Annotated in this window: 18 protein-coding genes; 9 read left to right on the forward strand and 9 right to left on the reverse strand. The window is 39.6% G+C overall.

Annotated elements, in window-relative coordinates:
- Positions 1-6: 6 nt before the first annotated feature.
- Positions 7-393 carry a CZB domain-containing protein gene (locus tag AC5SLP_RS04755; RefSeq protein ID WP_495254144.1) on the forward strand — a complete coding sequence of 129 codons (387 nt, stop codon included), beginning with the start codon at positions 7-9 and terminating at the stop codon, positions 391-393.
- 37 nt (positions 394-430) lie between these two features.
- A complete protein-coding gene (locus AC5SLP_RS04760; RefSeq protein WP_495254000.1) occupies positions 431-1,171 on the forward strand; it encodes an MBL fold metallo-hydrolase in 741 nt (246 codons plus the stop codon).
- 6 nt (positions 1,172-1,177) lie between these two features.
- Here AC5SLP_RS04760 and AC5SLP_RS04765 read toward each other — a convergent pair whose 3' ends face one another.
- Genes AC5SLP_RS04765 through motA form a run of 4 tightly spaced genes read right to left on the reverse strand, consistent with a single transcriptional unit; the run spans position 1,178 to position 4,962 of the window.
- Positions 1,178-1,480: a hypothetical protein gene (locus tag AC5SLP_RS04765; protein WP_495254001.1), complete on the reverse strand. Its 303-nt coding sequence runs from the start codon at positions 1,478-1,480 to the stop codon at positions 1,178-1,180.
- Between the two features lie 31 nt (positions 1,481-1,511).
- Positions 1,512-3,344, reverse strand: coding sequence for an ABC-F family ATP-binding cassette domain-containing protein (locus AC5SLP_RS04770; RefSeq protein WP_495254002.1), 1,833 nt, complete (start codon positions 3,342-3,344; stop codon positions 1,512-1,514).
- Positions 3,345-3,383: 39 nt separating this feature from the next.
- Complete coding sequence (gene motB / locus AC5SLP_RS04775) at positions 3,384-4,178, reverse strand: flagellar motor protein MotB (RefSeq protein WP_495254003.1); 795 nt, start codon at positions 4,176-4,178, stop codon at positions 3,384-3,386.
- A 10-nt stretch (positions 4,179-4,188) separates the two neighbouring features.
- Positions 4,189-4,962, reverse strand: coding sequence for a flagellar motor stator protein MotA (motA, locus tag AC5SLP_RS04780; RefSeq protein WP_495254004.1), 774 nt, complete (start codon positions 4,960-4,962; stop codon positions 4,189-4,191).
- Between the two features lie 198 nt (positions 4,963-5,160).
- Here motA and AC5SLP_RS04785 point away from each other — a divergent pair, with 198 nt between their 5' ends.
- The 4 genes from AC5SLP_RS04785 (at position 5,161) to AC5SLP_RS04800 (ending at position 11,768) form a co-directional block, all read left to right on the forward strand.
- Positions 5,161-5,814, forward strand: coding sequence for a TetR/AcrR family transcriptional regulator (locus AC5SLP_RS04785; RefSeq protein ID WP_495254005.1), 654 nt, complete (start codon positions 5,161-5,163; stop codon positions 5,812-5,814).
- Positions 5,815-6,058: 244 nt separating this feature from the next.
- The gene (locus AC5SLP_RS04790) at positions 6,059-7,222 is read left to right on the forward strand and encodes an efflux RND transporter periplasmic adaptor subunit (protein ID WP_495254006.1); all 1,164 of its coding nucleotides are present in this window, start codon (positions 6,059-6,061) and stop codon (positions 7,220-7,222) included.
- A 3-nt stretch (positions 7,223-7,225) separates the two neighbouring features.
- Positions 7,226-10,354, forward strand: coding sequence for an efflux RND transporter permease subunit (locus tag AC5SLP_RS04795; protein WP_495254007.1), 3,129 nt, complete (start codon positions 7,226-7,228; stop codon positions 10,352-10,354).
- A complete protein-coding gene (locus AC5SLP_RS04800; protein WP_495254008.1) occupies positions 10,344-11,768 on the forward strand; it encodes an efflux transporter outer membrane subunit in 1,425 nt (474 codons plus the stop codon). Before AC5SLP_RS04795 ends, AC5SLP_RS04800 begins: the two co-directional genes overlap by 11 nt.
- Before the next feature lie 91 nt (positions 11,769-11,859).
- Here AC5SLP_RS04800 and AC5SLP_RS04805 read toward each other — a convergent pair whose 3' ends face one another.
- From AC5SLP_RS04805 to AC5SLP_RS04815, 3 genes are all read right to left on the reverse strand, one after another.
- Entirely contained in the window at positions 11,860-12,591 is a 732-nt protein-coding gene (locus tag AC5SLP_RS04805; protein ID WP_495254009.1) for a TIGR03915 family putative DNA repair protein, read from the reverse strand.
- The gene (locus AC5SLP_RS04810; protein ID WP_495254010.1) at positions 12,591-13,823 is read right to left on the reverse strand and encodes a putative DNA modification/repair radical SAM protein; all 1,233 of its coding nucleotides are present in this window, start codon (positions 13,821-13,823) and stop codon (positions 12,591-12,593) included. Before AC5SLP_RS04810 ends, AC5SLP_RS04805 begins: the two co-directional genes overlap by 1 nt.
- Before the next feature lie 153 nt (positions 13,824-13,976).
- Positions 13,977-14,606: an NAD(P)H-dependent oxidoreductase gene (locus AC5SLP_RS04815; RefSeq protein WP_495254011.1), complete on the reverse strand. Its 630-nt coding sequence runs from the start codon at positions 14,604-14,606 to the stop codon at positions 13,977-13,979.
- 132 nt (positions 14,607-14,738) lie between these two features.
- On the opposite strand from AC5SLP_RS04815, the gene AC5SLP_RS04820 reads away from it, so the two are divergent.
- Both AC5SLP_RS04820 and AC5SLP_RS04825 read left to right on the forward strand, forming a co-directional pair.
- Entirely contained in the window at positions 14,739-15,116 is a 378-nt protein-coding gene (locus AC5SLP_RS04820; protein WP_495254012.1) for a winged helix-turn-helix transcriptional regulator, read from the forward strand.
- Between the two features lie 108 nt (positions 15,117-15,224).
- Positions 15,225-15,848 (forward strand): NAD(P)H-dependent oxidoreductase, encoded by a 624-nt coding sequence (locus tag AC5SLP_RS04825; protein WP_495254013.1) that lies wholly within the window; start codon positions 15,225-15,227, stop codon positions 15,846-15,848.
- Here AC5SLP_RS04825 and AC5SLP_RS04830 read toward each other — a convergent pair.
- Positions 15,838-17,190, reverse strand: coding sequence for a cryptochrome/photolyase family protein (locus tag AC5SLP_RS04830; RefSeq protein WP_495254014.1), 1,353 nt, complete (start codon positions 17,188-17,190; stop codon positions 15,838-15,840). The two genes, AC5SLP_RS04825 and AC5SLP_RS04830, sit on opposite strands and share 11 nt — an antisense overlap.
- Positions 17,191-17,315: 125 nt before the next feature.
- On the opposite strand from AC5SLP_RS04830, the gene AC5SLP_RS04835 reads away from it, so the two are divergent.
- The gene (locus AC5SLP_RS04835; RefSeq protein WP_495254015.1) at positions 17,316-19,445 is read left to right on the forward strand and encodes a methyl-accepting chemotaxis protein; all 2,130 of its coding nucleotides are present in this window, start codon (positions 17,316-17,318) and stop codon (positions 19,443-19,445) included.
- On the opposite strand, the gene AC5SLP_RS04840 is transcribed toward AC5SLP_RS04835, so the two are convergent.
- A complete protein-coding gene (locus AC5SLP_RS04840) occupies positions 19,446-20,393 on the reverse strand; it encodes a YbgA family protein (protein WP_495254016.1) in 948 nt (315 codons plus the stop codon).
- Positions 20,394-20,397 lie beyond the last annotated feature (4 nt).

Below are 20,397 nucleotides of genomic sequence, written 5' to 3' on the forward strand. Positions count from 1 at the left end.
AATGCTATGACGATTCAAAATGACTCTCAAGAGATTACATTTACAATCTTTGCGGTACTTGCCAAGTTAGACCATGTAATATTTAAACTCTCAGGATATGGCTCCGTATTTGACCAAGACCATAAAGAATTGAGTGACCATCTTAATTGTCGTTTAGGCAAATGGTACGCAAGTATTGGTGTTGAAAATTTTGGAAAAACTGCGGCATTTAAGGCAATTGAAGAACCACATAAATCGGTACATTATGAGATTAATCAAGCGATAAAATGCGTTAAAGAGGGAAATTGTTTGAATGATATATCTGGCGTTATCAATCATTTTAAAGTGGCTGAAAATGCATCAAAACAACTTTTTTCTTTGTTCAATAAAATGCTTTTAGAAAAAAAGCAGTAGATTTTGTATAATTTCACATTTGCAAAAAGGCTGTTATGTGAAATTTGAGTTTTTAGGGACATCGGATACGGGAGGCATTCCTCTGCATCAATGCGAGTGTATTATCTGTCAGGAAGCACGAAAAAAAGGTGGGAGCAACCGTTCCACTTGTGCCTATTTAACACTAGAAGATGGTAGTGTCATTTTGTTTGATGCTGGGTATGATATTTTAAGTGAAGCGTTTAATACGACCCAAATCCGTGCCGTATTTTTGACCCATTTTCATGCTGATCACTGTTTAGGTTTGATACGTCTACGCAAATCAGCGCAAAGCATTTCATGCTACATCCCGCAAGATGAACAGGGGTTTGGCGATTTATTGGTTCATAAAGACTCCATTGTCTATCATACGATGAAGCCTTTTGAAACGATCGACATCGAAGGCATACATATCACTGCTATTCCACTGGAACACTCCAAAATAACACAAGGATATGTAATTCAAACTAGCAAAAGTTGTGTGGCGTATCTTACCGATTGTGGTGGAATCTCTGAGCAATCCCTTGATTTTTTGCGTCAGCAACCTCTAGAATATCTTTTTCTTGATGCATGCTATGAGCCAAATTATGTATCGACTAAGCATCTTAATTGGGAAAGTGCGCGCGAATATATTGATAAAATCGCACCTAAAAATGGTTATTTAATTCACGCGAGTTGTAAAACCTTGTTGCCGTTAAGGTATATGCAGTGTGATTTGAAGTACCCTTATATTGATAAAGGATTTTCTATTGATATGTGAAGAGGCTTACTCGTCCTCTTCATCCTCTTCGTAAGCTTCTTCGCCATCTTCATCTTCAAAATAGATGTCATCTTCGTTCCCATCGTAATTGTAATCGCTCTTATAGATAGGATCGTCTTCCTCATCGTCAAATTCATCATCGTCTTCAAACGCATCATCATACTTTTCATCGCTCATTAGAATCTCTTCCACTTGGTCGATAAAAGAATCTATATTGCCTTTATAAAGTTTTTCATAACGCATTGCATCTTCAATAAATTCTGGAGAGCAGCCACTCTCTTGAAGAAGTTGTCTAACATCGTAATGCATTTTTGCCCTTTGCTTTTTCTGCAATTTTACACTAATTTTCGATGTTTTTCAATTGTGCTTCATAGCTCTCAAAAAGTTCATCATGTTTTACATGTAACGTTTCAAACTCTTCATAAAGCTGTTCAAGAAGGTTTTCGTGGCTTGCAACTTCTTTTGAAAGGCGTTGCAGTTCACCGATGTCATTGTTGGAAGAACAGGCGATTAAGGCTTCGTTCTTCTGCATCACTTCTTCTTCCAGTTTCATGATTTTAGCTTCACAATGTTCGATGTTTTTTTTCAGTGGCGAAAGTTTGGAGCTACGCTCTTGAATCAGTCTTGTACGCAGCTTTTTGATTTCGTTGTAGTCGTTTTGGTTGCTTTTTTTAGGCGTAGTTTCACCTTCTTCTTCCCAGCCGATTTTTTCCAAGAAATCATCGTATGTTCCGTCAAAAAATTCCGCTTTATCGTGATGGAAGATGATCAAATTATCAGCCAGTTTTCGAAGAAGCATTTCCGAGTGCGTGACGACAATCGTTGAGCCTTCAAAGTTTTTAATAGCATCGCATAACGCATCAATGGAGTACATATCAAGATGGTTGGTTGGTTCATCCAAAAAGAGAAGGTTTGCAGGTGTGGCAATAATTTTTCCAAGCATGACACGGCTTCTCTCTCCACCTGAGAGAATACTAATCTCTTTTTCGGCAAGTTTTCCACTAAACATCATACCGCCACAAATAGAACGCACTTTCGTAATACCAAGAAGAGGATCGACTTCGTATATTTCATCAATAATGGTATTTTTCAGGCTTAATCTTTGAATATTGGTTTGTCCAAAATGCGCGATAGATGTCTCTGGATGGAAACGAATTTCACCTTCTTGTAAGGGAAGTTCGCCTGCTAAAAGATTGAGGAGTGTGGATTTTCCTTTACCATTTTTACCGATAATTGCTAAACATTTCCCTTTTTCAAGTCTAAAGGAGAGGTTTTGAAAAAGCGGAGTAGCCGCATTGTAACCAAAGGATAAATGGTGCGTTTCCATAATGGTTTTTGCAGGAGTCTTTTTGTAGTTAAAAGAGAATTCAAGCGAGCTCTCTTCTTCCAAATCATCCATTTCACCCATTTTTTCTAACTGTTTTGCTTTGCTTTGTGCCATCACAGCTTTGGAGGCTTTGGCCTTTTGGCGCGTAATAAAATCTTCAAGTTCAGCACGTTTTTTATCTAAATTGGCTTTGGTTTTGAGGTATCGTTCGTCATCCTCTTCTAATTTGGCGTAGTATTTTATACTATTGCCCTCAAGCAGTTTGAGGCTTTTGCGTCTTAATCCCATCGTATGGGTGGTGACAGCGTCCATAAATTCTCTATCATGCGTGATAAGAATGATTTCACCTTTAAATTCACGTAAAAATGTTTTGAGCCAACGCATTGAGACAATATCCAAATAGTTGGTTGGCTCATCTAAAAGCAATAAACTTGGATTTGCAGCAAGCAATTTGACTAAATTCATGCGAATCTGATAGCCACCTGAAAAGCTCATAGGGTCTTTGTCTAAATCGTCTTGTGAAAATCCCAAGCCAAAAAGCATTTTTTCTATTTTATAGAGTTCAAAGGCTTCATCCCCTCTCAAAGCAGACGCGCATTCTGCACGAACGGTTTTATGCGTAAATTCTATATGTTGCCTTAACGCACCGATAGTATAATTTTTAGGGATAAGAATATCGCCTTCATCATGTTCTTCTTCGCCCAGCAAAATTTTAAAGAAGGTCGATTTTCCTGAACCGTTACGCCCGACAAAGCCAACTTTGTAACCGCTACCAAGTGTGAAACTGATATTATTGAACAGGGTTTGTTCACCAAAATGTTTAGATAAATTTGTTACTTGAATCATAGGTAAAACTCATTACATGTAAAAGTCAAAAGCAGAAAACTATTCTGCTTTTTTATTGATGGAGTTAAGTGTGTCTAGAATAGACTCTTTTTTATTAGCGTTATTAGGTCCAGAAATACGCATGGTAAATTCAACACGACTGTTTTTGTCTCGACCTTCTGAGGTATCATTGTTAGAGACGGGTCTGGTATCGCCATAACCTGCTGAACTCAAACGATCTCGTGCGATACCATTGCGAATCAGCACACGAATAACCGCATTGGCACGTGCGGTTGAAAGCTCTAAATTATCTTGAAATTTCGAGCCATTAGGCAGTGGTAAATTATCGGTATAGCCTTTGACAATAATCTCAACATTCTTAGGAAGCATTGCCACAATATCAGAGACACGTTTTAAGAACAGCATGGAATCACTGTTATTGATTTCAGCAGAGCCTGGTGAAAAGAGAAGTTTTGTGGGAAGTTTTAAAATCGCACCGTCTATTTTTTGCTCGAGTGATCCTTCGCCGATGTTCATTTTTTGAATCATTTCAGCCAGACGTGAAATCTCCTCCAGCTGTGCAGAAGAGCCGCCTGCGTTACCTTTGTCTTTATCTTTAGCTGCGTCACCTGATTTGGTATTCATCCGTATAACAGGATTGGCTTCTTCAGGTTTTGCACTGTAATCATAGATTTTGACAAACTCTTCTTTCAGGGCTTTCATTTTTTCAGTATTAACGGAAGCAAGTGCGTACAAAGCAATAAAAAGAGCTAAAAGCAGACTAAGGAAATCGGCATATGGTACAGCCCATTTCTCTCCTGCTGGACATTCTGTTGCTTTACACTTTTTACCCACGGTTTATCCCTTATTTATCAAACTGGCTTTTTTTCTCTTCAAGTGGAGAGAGATAATTAAGAAGTTTCATTTCCAATGTTCTTGGGTTGTCACCATGTGAAATGCCTAAAATTCCAGCGAGAATAATATGTTTTTCTTTCATAATATCGCGTGACTTGCCCTTGAGCTTATTTCCCCAAGGTCCTAAAAACATATAAGCTCCCGCGATACCGGTGACCGTAGCGGTAAATGCACCCGCGATACCTGCCGCCATTTCAGCAGGATTGTCTAATTTTTGAAGTGCCAAGATAAGACCCAAAACGGCGCCGACAAGACCCATAACAGGGCATGATTCACCAGCAAGTAGCCAGTAATGCGCTGCACCATGGTAGTACTCTTCTGTCTCTTCGATTAAAATTTCAAGTGTTTCTTCAATCTCATGCGCTTCCGTACCATCAACTGCCATGCTGAGCCCTTTTTTGAAGAACTCGTCTTCCATTTGGTTGGCGTGAGATTCCAACGCTAAAATACCATCGCGTCTTGCGATAATGGCAAAGTCGATAATCTGTTTAATACGTGCGTTTAAATCAATCGGTGATTTTTTAAAAATAAGCTTAAATTCTTTAAAAGCAGCTTTGACATATTCTTGCGAAGTACCTGTCATAGCGGATGCCATAGCGGTAGGAACAACAATAAGGAATGAGGTGAGATGCAGAACATGTACAGGATTTCCACCCTCCATGAGATCTCCAACAGCAACTGAGGTTACAGATAGAATCATACCTAGGATAACGGTTAAATCCATAAATAATGCTCCAAAAAAATTTCAAAATATGACATGTTATTACACGATAAAACACTATCGGATAAAATCTAAAAAACTTTACATGTAAAGCAATAATATAATAATCTTCCTTAGTTAAAACACTATTATATGTGCATTTAATGCTCAAAAATTGATTTGTTGTATAATTGCAGAAAATTGTGAAAGGAGAGAACGTGAATGAGTGAAAAGAAGTGTTACCTTGGTTCTTTATTTGAAAAGATAAGTGGTAAGGCTGAATCACGCTGTACCAAATTTTTAGATGTGGCGTATCGACTTTTTTTAGATAATGGGTACGAAAACGTCAGTATGAACGATATTGTGAAACATGCAGGAGGTTCACTGACAACGTTATATAAACACTTTGGTAATAAAGAGCGACTTTTAATTTATGTGTTAGAGCAAAAAACAGAAGAACTTTTTGGTGAGTGGGAACGACGTAGTCATTGTTATGAAGGTCGCATAGAAGAATTTTTAATGCAAACAGGTAAGCTTTTTTTGGATTTAATTATTACGGATGATGCTGTTTTATTTCATCGCTTGATTGTCTCTGTCGGTTATATGAATGATGCAAAATTAGGTGAAGAGATTATGAAAAGTATTATGGCACGCCCCACAAACATCATTGCAGAATATTTGGAAAATGAAAAGGCAAAAGGTCATATTGAGTTAGACGATGCAACGTTGTGCGCACAACAATTTTTAAATGCACTCGAAGAACCTTTTATGTTTCCTCGAATTTTAGGTGTTGAAACCGATATTTCAGAAGAAAAACAAACAAAAGCACTGAATCAAATTGTCAAGATATTTTGTAGAGGATTACGCGTTTCATAAACAATAATTACATTTTTTTCGGTAATGGAAAAATAAGCTTGACTTCTTAAGCTTTTTGTGACTATAATTCCAACCAAAATGTAATGTAATTTACATTACACTATGTTTCGGTATTGTTCTTCCATAGTAAAATATGGCGGAAATAGGCAATCATTATGGATTATTATTCTAGTGTTGTTAGATGTATACACTGTGTAATAATGGAATATATTATGAGGGATAAATCATATGAGAGAGGATAAAAATGATTAAAAATAGAGTTTATTTAGCGTATGCTAATTACGCATTAATAGCAACTTTGGGAGCTTTCCTTATCACCGGATGCTCAGGTGAAGGTAAAAAGAGTGGGGCACAAGGCATGCCAGCGATGCCACCATTAAGTGTCGCAACGTATAAAGTGGCTCCTCATGATATTCCTGTTTCTCTTGAGTATCCAGCAAAAGTCAAAAGCTTGCAACAAGTCAATGTTGTTGCCCGTGTGAGCGGTATCTTAGAGAAGAAATTTTTTACAGAGGGTAGTTTTGTTAAAGCAGGGGATATGCTGTATCAAATTGACTCCGATCGTTACGAGGCATTAATGCAAGTGGCTGCGGCAGATGTTGGCGTCAAAGAAGCTACACTCAAACAAGCAAGCCGTGATTGGGACCGAACAAAAGTGTTGTTTGAACAAGATGCCCTAAGCCAAAAAGAGCGTGATGCTGCTTTATCTGCTTTTGAATCAGCATCAGCATCCCTTAAAGCCGCGCAAGCAACGCTTAAGCAAACAACGATTGATTTTAACTATACGAAAGTTAAAGCACCTATTAGTGGTATGACAAGTTTAAATACTCAAGATATAGGAAGTTATGTAGGCTCAAGCAGTGATACGATGGCTCTGACGACAATTACACAAACGGATCCTGTGTATGTTGAGTTTTCTTTACCCGATATTGAGTTGCTTAAAAAACGTTACGTGATGGGTACGGGTAATTGGAGCAGTATTGCGCAAGCAAAGCTTCCCGTACAACTTAGTACTTCAGATGGCAATACTTACGATAAAAATGGAACATTGGATTTTATAGATAGTTATGTTGATGCTGAAACATCAACAATCAAAGCAAGAGCAACTTTCGCAAATCCTAATAACATTTTGATTCCAGGTCTTTTTGTGCGTGTGAATGTGGAAGGTTTGGTCTATAAAGATGCACTGAGCGTTCCTCAAAAAGCACTGCTTCAAGATGCAACGGGTTCATATGTATATGTCGTAAAAGAGAATAAAGCGTCAAAAGTTCTTGTAAAAGCAGGAACCGTGAATAATGATGCCTACATCATTGAGAGTGGTTTACATGCAGGAGATGTCGTGATTACCAATAATCTTACAAAACTTCGACCAGGTTCAGCCGTAACGGTTGCAGAAGCGAAGGAATAAAGAATGTTTTCTAAATTTTTTATCAATAGACCTATTTTTGCAACGGTTCTTTCAATTGTTGTGATTATTGCTGGTCTAATGGGCATTAAAGGTTTGCCTATTGAAGAGTATCCGCAAGTAACACCACCTCAGGTTACGGTTCAAGCAACCTACGCTGGTGCAAGTGCAGAAACGATTTCAAAAACGGTAGCTGCACCGATAGAACAGCAGATTAATGGTGTTGAAGATATGATTTATATGTCTTCAACCGCTTCATCCACAGGCTCTCTTACAATTAATGTTTATTTTAAAATTGGAACTGATGCGGATCAAGCGACGATTAACGTCAATAACCGTGTTCAAGCGGCACTGAGTAGTTTACCGAGTGAAGTACAAGCACAAGGTGTGACTGTTCGTAAACGTTCATCCACGATTTTGAAAGTTATTTCTATCATATCGCCAAACAATAGTTACGATCAGATTTATATGGCGAATTATGCGTTGATTAACGTTATTGATGAGCTTAAACGGGTTGAAGGTGTCGGTGATGCTTCACTTTTTGGAACACTTGATTATTCAATGCGCATTTGGATGAAACCTGACCAATTGGCAAAATACAATCTTACACCAAACGATGTCATCAATTCTATCTCAGAGCAAAATGCGCAGTTTGCAACAGGACGTTTTAATCAAACACCTGCCAAAAGTTCGCAAGCGTATACCTATACGGTAACAACGCAAGGACGTTTTGATAAGGTTGATGAGTTTGAAAACATCATTTTAAAATCAAACAAAGATGGTTCAACCCTTCGCCTTAAAGATGTGGCACGTGTGGAACTTGGTGCAAAATCGTACGATGTAACGGCGACACTCAATGGCCAGACGATGGTTCCAATCGGTATTTACCTACAATCGGGTGCCAATGCTTTAGAAACAGCTAAAAGAGTTGATGCAGCTATGGAAAAATTATCTAAATCATTTCCTGAAAATATGTCTTACCTCATTCCATACGATACAACGAAATTTATTCAAGAATCGGTTAATGAAGTTGTTAAGACATTAATTGAAGCTTTGTTGCTCGTTGTGATTATTGTGTATCTCTTTTTACAAAATGTTCGAGCGACGATTATTCCCGTTCTTGCGATTCCTGTTTCTATTGTAGGAACGTTTGCGGGTATGTACGCACTTGGATATTCGATTAATCTTTTAACGCTTTTTGGACTGGTGCTTGCCATTGGTATTGTTGTGGATGATGCTATTATCGTTATTGAAAACGTTGAGCGTATTTTACATTCGGAAAAAGATATTACGGTTAAAGAAGCAACGATTAAAGCTATGCAAGAAGTAACAGGACCTGTTGTTGCTATCGTTTTAGTGTTATGTGCGGTATTTATCCCTGTAACGTTTATGGGTGGATTTACGGGGTCAATGTATCAACAATTTGCAATTACGATTGTTATCTCAGTGGTTATTTCTGGTATGGTCGCTCTTACGTTAACACCTGCCCTTTGTGCTATTTTTCTTCAGAAAAAAGAGCCAAAACCCTTTTGGTTTGTTAAGAAATTTAATGAGTTTTTTGATGCTTCAACTAATTGGTTTACGGGTGGCGTAAGCTTAGTCGTTCGCCATGGTTTGATTAGTATTATGGTATTTGCGGTTTTAATGGGTACGGCATATCATCTGTTCCAAAAAGTGCCAACGTCTCTTGTTCCAATGGAAGATAAAGGATATTTACTTTCCATAACATCATTACCACCAGCTTCTTCTTTAACTCGTACCAAAGAAGTGAGCAATGACATCAGTCAAATTACCAACAAAATGACGGATATTGAATACAATATCGCGATTTCAGGTTATGACTTAATTAGTGGAGCTGCAAAAACGAATGCGGCTACAACGTTCTTATCTCTTAAAGATTGGAATGAACGTAAGGCACCAAATCAGCACTCTGAAGCCATCAGTGGTACGTTAAACGGTGCTTTCTTTGGTATACCTGAAGCTACCATTTTTGCGCTTAATCCTCCTCCAATTATGGGTTTGAGTATCTCTGGTGGATTTGAAATGTATTTGCAAGATAGAACAGGTGGAACACTTCAAGACCTTGGAAAAGTTACTAATGAAATTGTAAACAAAGCACGCCAAAGACCAGAACTTACCATGGTAAGAAGTACCTTTGATACAGCTGTTCCTCAGTATCAGATTACACTAGACCGTGAAAAAGCGAAAGCTTTAGGTGTTGCTATTAAAGATGTCTTTAGTACCTTACAAGCAACATTTGGCTCATACTATGTGAATGACTTTAACTTGTTTGGTCGTACGTATCAGGTGAATGTCCAATCGGACGTTGATTTTAGAGAAAATCCTGAAGATATGAAAAATGTTTTTGTCAAATCCAGTTCAGGAAAATTGATTCCTATTAGTGCGCTTATCTCTTATAACCGAACGGTAGGCCCTGATATTGTAGACCGTTTCAATGTTTTTACGGCGGCTAAAATTGTCGGTGAGCCAAAGCCTGGTTATACTTCAGGTGACGCTATTCGTGCGATTGAAGAAGTTGTCAATGAAGTGGCTCCTTATGGTTATTCTATGGGCTGGGCTGGAACATCGTATCAAGAAAAAGCGATGGAAGGTAGTGGTTCTCAAGCGTTCTTGTTTGGTATCGTCTTCATCTTCTTGATTCTAGCAGCACAGTATGAGAGATGGTTGATGCCACTCGCCGTTGTTACAGCGGTTCCATTTGCGGTTTTTGGCGCGATTACGGCTGTTTACTTAAGAGGCCTTAGTAACGATATTTACTTCCAAATAGGTTTGTTGGTTCTCATTGGTTTATCAGCGAAAAATGCGATTTTGATTGTTGAGTTTGCGATGCAAGCCCAAGAGCGAGGAAAATCTATTTTTGATGCAACCCTAGAAGCGGCACGTTTACGTTTCCGTCCGATTGTTATGACCTCTCTTGCCTTCACCATTGGTGTTTTACCTTTGGCGATTAGCTCAGGTGCAGGTGCGGGAAGCAGACACGCGATTGGTACAGGTGTTATTGGTGGTATGATTGCGGCAACGACGATTGCTATTTTCTTTATTCCACTCTTTTACAACTGGTTAGCCAAACTCAATGAAAAGTTTACACGTAGAGGAAAAAAAGATGAAGAATAGTCTATATTTAAGTGCAGTTCTTGCACTTGCATTGGGTGGATGTTCGCTCTCACCGGAGTTGAACATTCCTCAAACTTCTTTTCCCGCTCAGTACCAAAATGATGCTTCTAAAGCGGCGTCAGAGGTCAATAAAACGTGGTGGAAAGCATACAATGATACAACGCTCAATGCTCTTATTGATGAGGCAATTGCCCATAATTATGATTTGCAAACAGCTATGGCGAATATCTCTTTAGCGCGTGCTTCGTTATCGCTCAGTACATCGGATCGTTACCCAAGTCTTGATTTACAAGGTTCAGGGCAACGTGTACGAACCAGTAGCGATACGTATAATTCTAAAGCGCACACGACTTATAACGACTTTTCACTCAGTGCAGTGCTTAGTTATGAGATCGATTTGTGGGGCAAGTATAAAGAAGCCGAAGCGTCATCTCGTGCTTCTTTACTTGCAACATACGCGGCTAAAGATACGGTAGAAATCTCCTTAGCTTCCAGTGTAGCGGACAGTTACTTTACCCTTATTAGTTTGTATGAGCAACTAGACATTACGAATGAAACCATCAAAGCAAGAGAAGAAGGGTTGAAACGTAATGAGGCTAAATACGCCTTAGGTGCTATTTCTAAAGGTACGCTTTTATCGGATCGTGCTGAGCTTAACAGCGCACAACTTACGAAAGATGCGTTAGAGCAATCTATCTTATTGCAACAAAGCGCACTCGCTGTTTTGGTGGGTAAATCGCCTGAAGCCATTGCGCTGTTTAGTCAAACGCAATTGCCAAGAGTGTTGCCACAAGATATTCATGTACCTTCAAACTTGCCATCAGAGCTTTTAACCAAACGTCCTGATATAAAGCAAGCCGAAGAGAATCTTAAAGCAGCCAATTCCAACATTGGTGTAGCCAGAGCGGCTTATTTCCCAAGTATCAGTCTCTCAGGAGCGCTTGGGTTTGAGAGCACACAACTCTCTAATCTCCTTAAGTCTCAATCAGGGATGAATAGCTTTGGTGGAAGCCTTGCCGCACCACTGTTTAATATGGGAAAAACCAGTGCAAATGTTGATAGCGCAAAAGCCAATAAAGAAATTGCGGAGATTGCGTATGCTAAGACAGTCCAACAAGCCTTTCAAGATGTGTATGATGCTTTGAATAAACGACATACGCTTACCCAAAAGCTTGAACATCAACTCGCTTATGAAAAAAACATTGAGCAAGTCTATCTGTTGGCTCAAAAACAGTATGAGAGTGGTTATGGTGATTACCTCACACTTTTAGATGCGAAGAGAAATTTACTCTCAGCCAAATTAGCGACATCACAAACCAAACAAGCATTGCTTAGTTCAGGGGTTTCTTTGTACAAATCACTCGGTGGCGGTTGGGACAAAGAGGCGTTTGAAAAGCACGCAGATTCTCTTTAATCTTTTTACATGTAAATGTCCAAACGATGCGTTTGGGCATTTACACCCTTACGCAAAGCTTTTTTACATGTAAAACTACAACCCCTTTTTTCTACGCTTGAAACTCACTCATATACGTACGATATAAAAGAGGAACCCAACTTTGCTGTAGTTTTGGATTGTATCTACTTTCAACCGATGCTGCTTTAAAAAAACTTTTCCATAACGCTTTAAATTTTTCCTCTTCGCTTGAAAAGCTCGGTGCATCAAAGGCCGCGATAGAGCGGATTTCATGCAGCTCATCGTTTTTCACAAAGGCAAGAGCGCGTTTGATGTCATGAATAATGAAAGGAATGTTGCCCAAACGTTTGCAAAAATGTTCTCCCAAAAAAGGGACGATGTTAAACTTTGTCTCTATTTTGGCATAAAGCGTACCATCTTCCAACTCTTCAAAGCGGGTAAAGCCGTACATTTTATGCACCAAACACAACAGCTCTTTTTCGAGGTTTTGAATGTAAAAAAGGTTGGGGTTGTTGATGTTACGTAGTATTTTTGGGTTTTTAAAGCCGATGCGAAGGTACTCCAAAAGTGCCATTTCATACGCTCTCGTGTCGCATAAAAAGATATTAAAAATAGTGCGTTGTTGCTCTTTGGTAAAGTGTTTGATGATAGCATCTAAAACTTTGCGTGCCTTGGTTTCATCGGTAAAGATTTCATGAAAACGCTCGAACAGAAGAGATTCTGGCATTTTTTTCACAATAGAACTGATGGGTAATTTCTCGTAATAGACTTCATAAACTAAAGATAAAAAACCCTCAAAACTGCCATCATAAAGCAATATCATCACAGCTCTCCTGTATAGATGGAGGTATCAAAAAGGGTGGGTTGAATGATGTTCGTGCCTTGATGAATAAGGGCTAGTTTGATTTTTTCGGTGTACAAAGAGGTGCTTCTGTGAAAATCTTTACCCGCAATGATGAAATAGCGTGCTTTCTTGAGTGAAATTTTAAGATTGAGGAGGTCTTCAAAGCAAAGCTTCTTAAAACGTCTGGCTTGCAAAATTTTGAGCGTTCCACGGATGCCGATGCCTGGAATGCGCACCAAAATCTCTTTGGGGGCACTGTTTACGTCGATGGGAAAGAGATGTAAATTGGAGAGCGCCCAAAAGGTTTTTGGGTCAAATTGAATATCTAAGTTTTGGTTTTCGCTTAAAATCTCATCGTAACTAAAGCCATAAAAGCGCAACAACCAATCGGCTTGATAGAGCCTATGTTCTCTAAGTAAAGGTGGTTTTGAAAGCTCTGGAACTGGTAAGTGCTTATGGTTATTGACGGCAATGTATGCGGAGTAATAGACCCGCTTTAAGAGCGCTTTTTGGTATAGGGATGAAGAGAGTTTTAATATCTCAAAGTCGCTCTCGCTTGTTGCCCCAATAATCATCTGCGTGCTCATTGAAATGGGTTTATTACTTCGCTCTAACGTAATGTCACGGGCATGTTTGAGCGGAGAGAGAAGCTTTTCTTTGGTCTTATCGGGTGCGAGCAGGGCAAGGCTTTTGGAACTTGGCAGTTCGATGTTGGAGCTAACGCGATGTGCTAAAAGGGTGGCTTCATCTATGAGCTCTTTAGAAGCTCCTGGGATGAGTTTGACATGAATATAGCCATTAAATCGGTACTCGTGGCGTAAAATGCGCAAGGTTTGAAGCAGTAAACTCATCGTGTGGTCCTCACTTTTGATGATGCCTGAACTTAAAAAAAGCCCTTCGATGTAGTTACGTTTGTAAAAATTAATAGTAAGGTCAGCCAGTTCTCTAGGCGTAAATGCAGTACGTTTGATGTCATTGCTCACACGGTTGATGCAGTACGCGCAGTCGTAAATACAGACATTGGAGAGTAAGACTTTTAACAGAGAAACACACCTGCCATCACTCGTGAAGCTGTGGCAAATGCCACTGTTGTGCGCACAACCAAGCTCGCCCGTTTTGTAGTTGTTCTCACTGCCACTGGAAGAACAGGAGACATCGTACTTGGCACTGCCTGCTAAGATGGAGAGTTTATTTTCGATGGTTAATTTCATGCACGCATGATAGAATTTTTTTACATGTAAAGGCTAAAATATTTCAAAATGAAATAAGAGAGAGTTTATTTCTGCCTCGTATGAGGCAAGCTCTAGTGCCATAGTGGCTAACGTAGTCTCTTGAGCTTTACCCAAGAGACGTGTCAAAATAGACTATTTGATAAATTCAACCGCTTCGTTAAAGGGAACACGAAGTTGCGTGGATTGTGGGTTGATGCGGTAGCCAAATGGAAGGACCATGGCTACTTGGTATTTGCTCGTATCAAGTCCTAAAGCCGCTTCAAGTTTCTCTTTTTCAAAGCCTTCGATAGGGCATGAATCAATGCCGATAAACGCTGCTGCTGTCATCATGTTGGCGCACGCGATGTAGCATTGGCGTGCTGTCCATGAGTACACGTTTTCATCAGAGCTAAGTGTCTCTTTAAGGTGGTTCGCGTAAAGGTTGATGTAAAAATCTTTCTTCTCTTGAGGCATTTCACGTCGTGCGAAGCGTTTCATCGGAATGCCACTCTCCACTTTGACCGCATCAATCGCCGCTAAAATGATGACAAGATGGGAACTGGTGGTGATTTGGGGTTGATCCCAACAGACAGGGCGAAGTTTCGCACGAAGCGCATCGTTGGTGATGACCAAAAACTTCCAAGGCTCCATGCCAAACGAAGAGGGCGATTTGTGACCAGCCTCTAGGATAAAGTTCATTTGCTCTTCACTGATTTTTTTGGTCTCGTCAAAAAGTTTGCACGCGTGACGAAAGTCCATTGCTTTTGTAAAATCGTTTTGCATAGGGTATCCTTGTGTTTATAATTTATAAAGAGCATTATAAATATTTTAAACTTTAATTTCGCTTACTTTACTTTATGTAAGTAATAGTGTTTTATGTTCTTTATGCTATAATAATTTTCAAAGGATAAAACAATGTATTGTATTAACAATAAAGAGTACCAATGCTCTGTTGCAGTGACACTGGATGTTTTTAATGACCGATGGAAATTAGCGATTATTTGGCATCTTCTCGAACATAATAAGCGCTTTAAAGAACTCTCAGAGGATATTCATGAAATTACGCAAAAAACACTCACGATAAAACTCAAAGAGTTGGAAGAGAAAAAAATCATTGCGCGTGAAGTTTTTGCTGAGATTCCCCCTAAAGTGGTCTATTCTCTGACGCCTATTGGTGAAGCGCTAAGACCTGTATTAGAAGCCATGTATGTTTGGGGAAGAAGCTATGTAGGTGAACATGGCGTTATTCATGAAGAAGGTATATGCGACCTACCTTTTAATAAGGCAAAATAACCAAAGTCATTGTAAAAAATCTCTTAAGCCTTGGGCTTGATTTTTACATTTACCCCAATTTGAGTTAAGATGTATTATGATGAAATGAAATAACACAAAGGATAATAAATGGATAAAAAACAACTTTTTTTGGATGCGATGAATTTCCGCCACGCATGCAAATTATTTGATGGAAAAAAAATCCCTGAGAAAGATTTAGAATTTATTTTAGAAGCAGGGCGTTTGAGTCCGAGTTCATTCGGTTTAGAGCAATGGAAATTCGTGGTAGTTCAAAACCAAGCTTTAAAAGAAGCGATAGAAAAAGTTTCATGGAACCAAAAACAAATTTCTACGTGCAGTGATTTGCTCATTATCTTAGCGCGTAAAGATGTAAGAAGCAGTGATGCGTTTACCGTACAACAATTACGTCGTTGGGGACTTCCTGAGAGTGATTTTGGAGGTTTGATGGCGATGTATAAAGGTTGGGTCGATGGAAGAGATGACCATACCATTGAGATGTGGAGTGAAAAACAGTGTTACATCGCCGCGGGCAATATGATGACTGCCGCTGCTGTTCTTGGTATTGATTCGTGTCCGATTGAAGGGTTTGAATACCAAAAAGTCGATGCTCTCTTAGGCATTGATACGGCTGTTTATCAAAGTGCTATTGTCATTCCTTTTGGTTATAGGGCAAAAGAGCAACGTGGTAAAATCCGTTTGGCTTTAAATGAAGTCGTAGAATTTAAGAAATAAATGAATCTAAAAAGCGCTTTCTAGCGCTTTCATGCCCAATAATGGGTTTAGGATACCCTGCAATCTTATGGCTCATTAAATAAGCTTCTTTGTGCAATGAAGAGGCGGGGATATCGTTTAAAACGGGAAGATAGCGTTTGATGTAGCGTGCCTCTTTGTCAAACTTTAACGACTGCGCATACGGGTTAAAGATGCGAAAATAAGGTTGCGGGTCAATGCCCGTTCCCGCGCACCACTGCCATGAGAGAATGTTCGCTGATGCGTCATAATCCAACAGATACCTCGCAAAAAATGCCTCCCCCTTTTGCCACGGTAACATCAGATGTTTCGTAAAAAATGAGCCAACCACCATGCGCGCGCGGTTGTGCATCAAGCCTGTACTGAGTAGTTCACTCACTGCCGCATCAACAAGCGGATACCCCGTTTGCGCGGTGCAAAAACGCTCATAAGCTTCTGCATCATTAGAGATAGGTGGCGCGTATTTATAATTTTCCCATGCAAGTCTTGGAAAATGGTAGAGCAAGTAAGCGTAAAACTCACGAAAAATAAGCTGCCTGAAAAAGGGTTCTGTGTCGTGACCTTGCTGTTTGAGTCCGACCAAATAACGCACCACTTCACGAATGGAAATCGTTCCAAAACGAAGATGTACACTTAAATGTGATGTAGCATCCACGTCTAAAAAATCACGTTTTTGCGCATACGTATCAACTTTACATGTAAAGATTTCAAGCGCTTTTTCGGGCGCTAAACTGTTTACATGTAAAGACTCAAAACCGATACTTTCTATCGTTACATGTAAAGGGTTTAGTGTGTGACCTTGAATGCCTAAAATGACGTTGTAGTCGAAGTTTGCAAGGCTTTGTGTGCCTTTTTTGTATTCTAATGCGTAAAATTGTGTGTAAAGTGCTTTGCAGGCATGATAATATGGGGTGAAAACAAGATAGGGTGTGCCATCTTTTTTGAGCACTTCATCGGGTTTAAAAAGGTAGCAATCGTTCAGTAAATGAACGCTAAGCATTTCTGCAATTTCAGCGTCGCGCTCTTTGGCATAATCATCGTAATCCACGCTGGCATAGACTTCATTAAAGCCTTGCGTTTTAAGCGAGGTAAAGACATCAAATGGCGTGCCATAAAACAAAGCAAGGTCTAGTCCAAGGGCTTTAAGATCGGCTTTGAGTTTAAGCACTTGCTCGTAGATAAATGAGACTCTTCTGTCCTTCTTTTCAAGACTGTTTAAAATCTTGGTATCAAAAATAAAGATAGGTAAAACTTCACCATCCAATGCTAAAAGCATGGAGTCTTTGACTCTTAGGTCTCTTCGAAACCATAAAATTTTTTTCATGGGTAGATTTACCTTTCGTGTGAAAAGAAGTTACATGATTATAAACTAAGTTGTTACAAAATCCCATATATATCCTCATACTTCTGATAAAATAGGCAAATTTTGCTCAAAATAAAGGGGTACTTATGTCGAATTATTCACTTAAAATGAGAATCCTCATGGTCTTTGTCGTCTCAATTTCGGTGATGGCATTCATATTTTTTACAATGGTCGTAAGGGGAATGTACGGGCTTGGTTCTTCGCAAATGACTGACCAAGAAGAGCTGATTAAAAAACTCAATAAGCAAGAAGTGCAAAACTACTTAGAAATTGCACAAGAGGCAGTTAAAACATCGTACGACAATACCAGTGAAGACAAAATTGTTGAAAAAATCAAAGAAGATGCGTTGATGTTTGAAGATGTTTTAAACGCAATGTACAAAGAGAAAAAAGATACGCTCAGCGAGAAAGAGCTCAGAGACCTTTTGATTCATGTAATTCAAAGTTATCGTTACAATAAAGGTGCGGGATACTTTTTTGCCTATACGCCTGAGGGTGTCAATATCGCGCACGATAGCAAAAATCTTATCGGCAAAAATCTCATGGACCGTAAAGACGTTAAGGGCAATTTCACCGTTAAGATGATTATTGAATCAGCACTGCCTGGTGGCAATAACGTAGCGAAATATTATAATAAAAACCCACTTTCAGGTGAAGTCGAGCCTAAAATATCGTATAACTTTTACTTTAAACCGCTGAATATCATCATTGGAACGGGTGAGTACATGTCGTTGATTCGCACATATCACCAAGAGCGTGCGATTGAGATTCTTTCCAATTTAAAATATGGCAATGGCGGTTATTTTTACGCTGTCAAAAAGAACAAAGACGGTCATTACAGTGTCGTTTTTAACGGGAGCAATCCAAAGCTTAGAGACAGTGCCTTTGATTTAGCTGAAACTGACGTGAACGGCGTTGCTTATCGTAAAGTCTTGGTTGAGCAGAGTATGGCAAATGAAAAAGAGGGTGCATATGTCTCGTATGCTTTTAAAAATCCATCAACGGGTAAGATTGAGCCTAAGATGGTGTATGCCAAATACTTCAAAGACTGGAATTGGGTTTTGGTTTCAAGCATTTATCTCAATGATGTTGAGCAAAATATCTTCTCTCAAAAAGAGAAAATTGATAACAATATCACAAGCTTGATTGTGAAGCTGATTGTTTCTGGTATTGTGATGGTTGTCATTATTTTTGGATTGATTTATCTCATTCTTGGACGCGTGGTTAATCGCCCACTGGATTCACTGACTCAAAAAGCGGCTGATTTAGCCAGAGGTGAGGGCGACTTGACATGTAAATTAGACGTTCACGGTCAAGATGAGATCGGCAAAGCCGCAACACAAATCAATCACTTTATTGAAAAAGTCCACCATACGATGGTCTCAGCCAAAAATGCTAGCAGTGAAAATGCAACGCTTTCGCATAAGCTCTCTTCCATTTCTGAAACCATCACAAAGCGCGTTGAACATTCGACTTCTATCATCAATGACGCGACAAAAATTTCACAAAATTTACGTAAAGAGATAGAAAGCTCTGTCGGTGAAGCCAAACGCTCAAAAGAGGAAATTTCCAAAGCCAATCAAAATTTAAAAAGCGCTTCCAATGAAATTATGGCTTTAGGTGAACAAGTTGAATTGAGCGCACAAACCGAAATGGAACTTGCCACACGGATGAAACAACTCAGCTCCGATGCCGAACAAGTCAAAAGCGTCTTGACTGTCATCAGCGACATTGCAGACCAAACCAATCTTTTAGCGCTCAATGCCGCCATCGAAGCAGCACGTGCGGGTGAGCATGGACGAGGCTTTGCTGTGGTTGCGGATGAAGTCAGAAAACTAGCTGAGCGTACGCAAAAAAGCTTACTTGAAATTAATGCGACGATTAATGTGATCGTTCAAGCTATTATTGACTCGGGTGAGCAGATGAACCAAAACTCTGAACAAGTCCAAGCTTTGACACAAAAAGCGCAAGACGTCGAAGAAAAAATCAAAGAGACAACAACCATCATGGAAATGGCAACACGCATGAGCGATAAAACAGTGGATGATTATATTAGTACCGAAAAAAATATTGATGTGATTGTTCAAAAAATTGAGAGTATCAACACCCTTTCCGACCAAAATGCGCAAGGCTTAGAAGAAATCGCCCAAGCAAGCACAGAACTTCGCCAAATGACCGAAAATCTCAATGCGACGCTTGGGACATTTAAAACGTGATTATTTGCCTTCTTGTATCATCGAACGAAGTGCCAAATCTTTAGGGTAGGGGTTTAAGAACTTCTGCCCTAAAAGGTAGTGTATTTCATACTTTTGCGCTAAAAATTCGATGGTACTCATGACCGCAATGAGCGGAATGATCTCATCTCTAAACTCTTCGATTTGCAGATGCAACGCCTGTTTTTCACCACTGCTCAGCTCTTTTTTGAAAAAACCCACCATGTGTTGCAGCACATTGACCGTTTTACCAATCGAGCCTTTGTGCGCAATGGTTTGTTTAAACAGAGCGATGTATGCTTCTGTGGTTTCTCTCAAACTTTTTTGCTCATGGTTGGCGACGATTTTGCCCAAAAGCCGGTAGTTTGTCTCGTGTTTGCTTTGCAGCAAAAACTTATACGCCGTGTGAAAGCTCACAAGTTCTTGCATAGTTTTGATATTTTGGCGAAGCATCATCGCATCGTGGTAGGCAAAAACTTGCATCACAAAGTTTTCCCTTAGCCAAGGGTCTAAAAGACGTGCTTCTTCTTCGATGGGAAAATCCTCAAAATGCTCTTTACATGTAAACGCAAAAAGCCCATCTTTTTTCCCCTCACTCATCGCACCACTGTAATACTTCGTACTCCCAAGCCCGCAACTGGGCGACTTAGACTTGAGGATAATGCCACAAATAGGCTCGCTTTGAATCTTGCGCAATTCCTGCGCTACCGCTTCGTTCATCGCCTCTGTAACATCATTTTTTGAAAAGACTGTGATGACCTTTTTCTGTTCATTTTCAAGCACAATACGTATCGTTTCACGAGGCGTACCAAACGCCAAATGCTCAGGACAAAACGGCACAAACGAAGCATACTTGCCAAGCTTGTCGGTGATAAATCTGTCTCGTTGTCCCGTCTTATCGTAACGAATTTGCTCGCCTAGTAAACAGGCAGAAACGGCTATTTTGAGCATGGGA

It is taken from the genome of Sulfurospirillum sp. E15m (assembly GCF_059415145.1).

Bases quoted from the DNA above. Each gene is read 5' to 3' on its own strand.
- AC5SLP_RS04755 (WP_495254144.1), top strand. From the start codon at position 7: ATGACGATTCAAAATGACTCTCAAGAGATTACATTTACAATCTTTGCG.
- AC5SLP_RS04765 (WP_495254001.1), bottom strand. From the start codon at position 1,480: ATGCATTACGATGTTAGACAACTTCTTCAAGAGAGTGGCTGCTCTCCA.
- AC5SLP_RS04770 (WP_495254002.1), bottom strand. From the start codon at position 3,344: ATGATTCAAGTAACAAATTTATCTAAACATTTTGGTGAACAAACCCTG.
- motA (WP_495254004.1), bottom strand. From the start codon at position 4,962: ATGGATTTAACCGTTATCCTAGGTATGATTCTATCTGTAACCTCAGTT.
- AC5SLP_RS04785 (WP_495254005.1), top strand. From the start codon at position 5,161: ATGAGTGAAAAGAAGTGTTACCTTGGTTCTTTATTTGAAAAGATAAGT.
- AC5SLP_RS04790 (WP_495254006.1), top strand. From the start codon at position 6,059: ATGATTAAAAATAGAGTTTATTTAGCGTATGCTAATTACGCATTAATA.
- AC5SLP_RS04795 (WP_495254007.1), top strand. From the start codon at position 7,226: ATGTTTTCTAAATTTTTTATCAATAGACCTATTTTTGCAACGGTTCTT.
- AC5SLP_RS04800 (WP_495254008.1), top strand. From the start codon at position 10,344: ATGAAGAATAGTCTATATTTAAGTGCAGTTCTTGCACTTGCATTGGGT.
- AC5SLP_RS04805 (WP_495254009.1), bottom strand. From the start codon at position 12,591: ATGATATTGCTTTATGATGGCAGTTTTGAGGGTTTTTTATCTTTAGTT.
- AC5SLP_RS04810 (WP_495254010.1), bottom strand. From the start codon at position 13,823: ATGAAATTAACCATCGAAAATAAACTCTCCATCTTAGCAGGCAGTGCC.
- AC5SLP_RS04815 (WP_495254011.1), bottom strand. From the start codon at position 14,606: ATGCAAAACGATTTTACAAAAGCAATGGACTTTCGTCACGCGTGCAAA.
- AC5SLP_RS04820 (WP_495254012.1), top strand. From the start codon at position 14,739: ATGTATTGTATTAACAATAAAGAGTACCAATGCTCTGTTGCAGTGACA.
- AC5SLP_RS04825 (WP_495254013.1), top strand. From the start codon at position 15,225: ATGGATAAAAAACAACTTTTTTTGGATGCGATGAATTTCCGCCACGCA.
- AC5SLP_RS04830 (WP_495254014.1), bottom strand. From the start codon at position 17,190: ATGAAAAAAATTTTATGGTTTCGAAGAGACCTAAGAGTCAAAGACTCC.
- AC5SLP_RS04835 (WP_495254015.1), top strand. From the start codon at position 17,316: ATGTCGAATTATTCACTTAAAATGAGAATCCTCATGGTCTTTGTCGTC.
- AC5SLP_RS04840 (WP_495254016.1), bottom strand. From the start codon at position 20,393: ATGCTCAAAATAGCCGTTTCTGCCTGTTTACTAGGCGAGCAAATTCGT.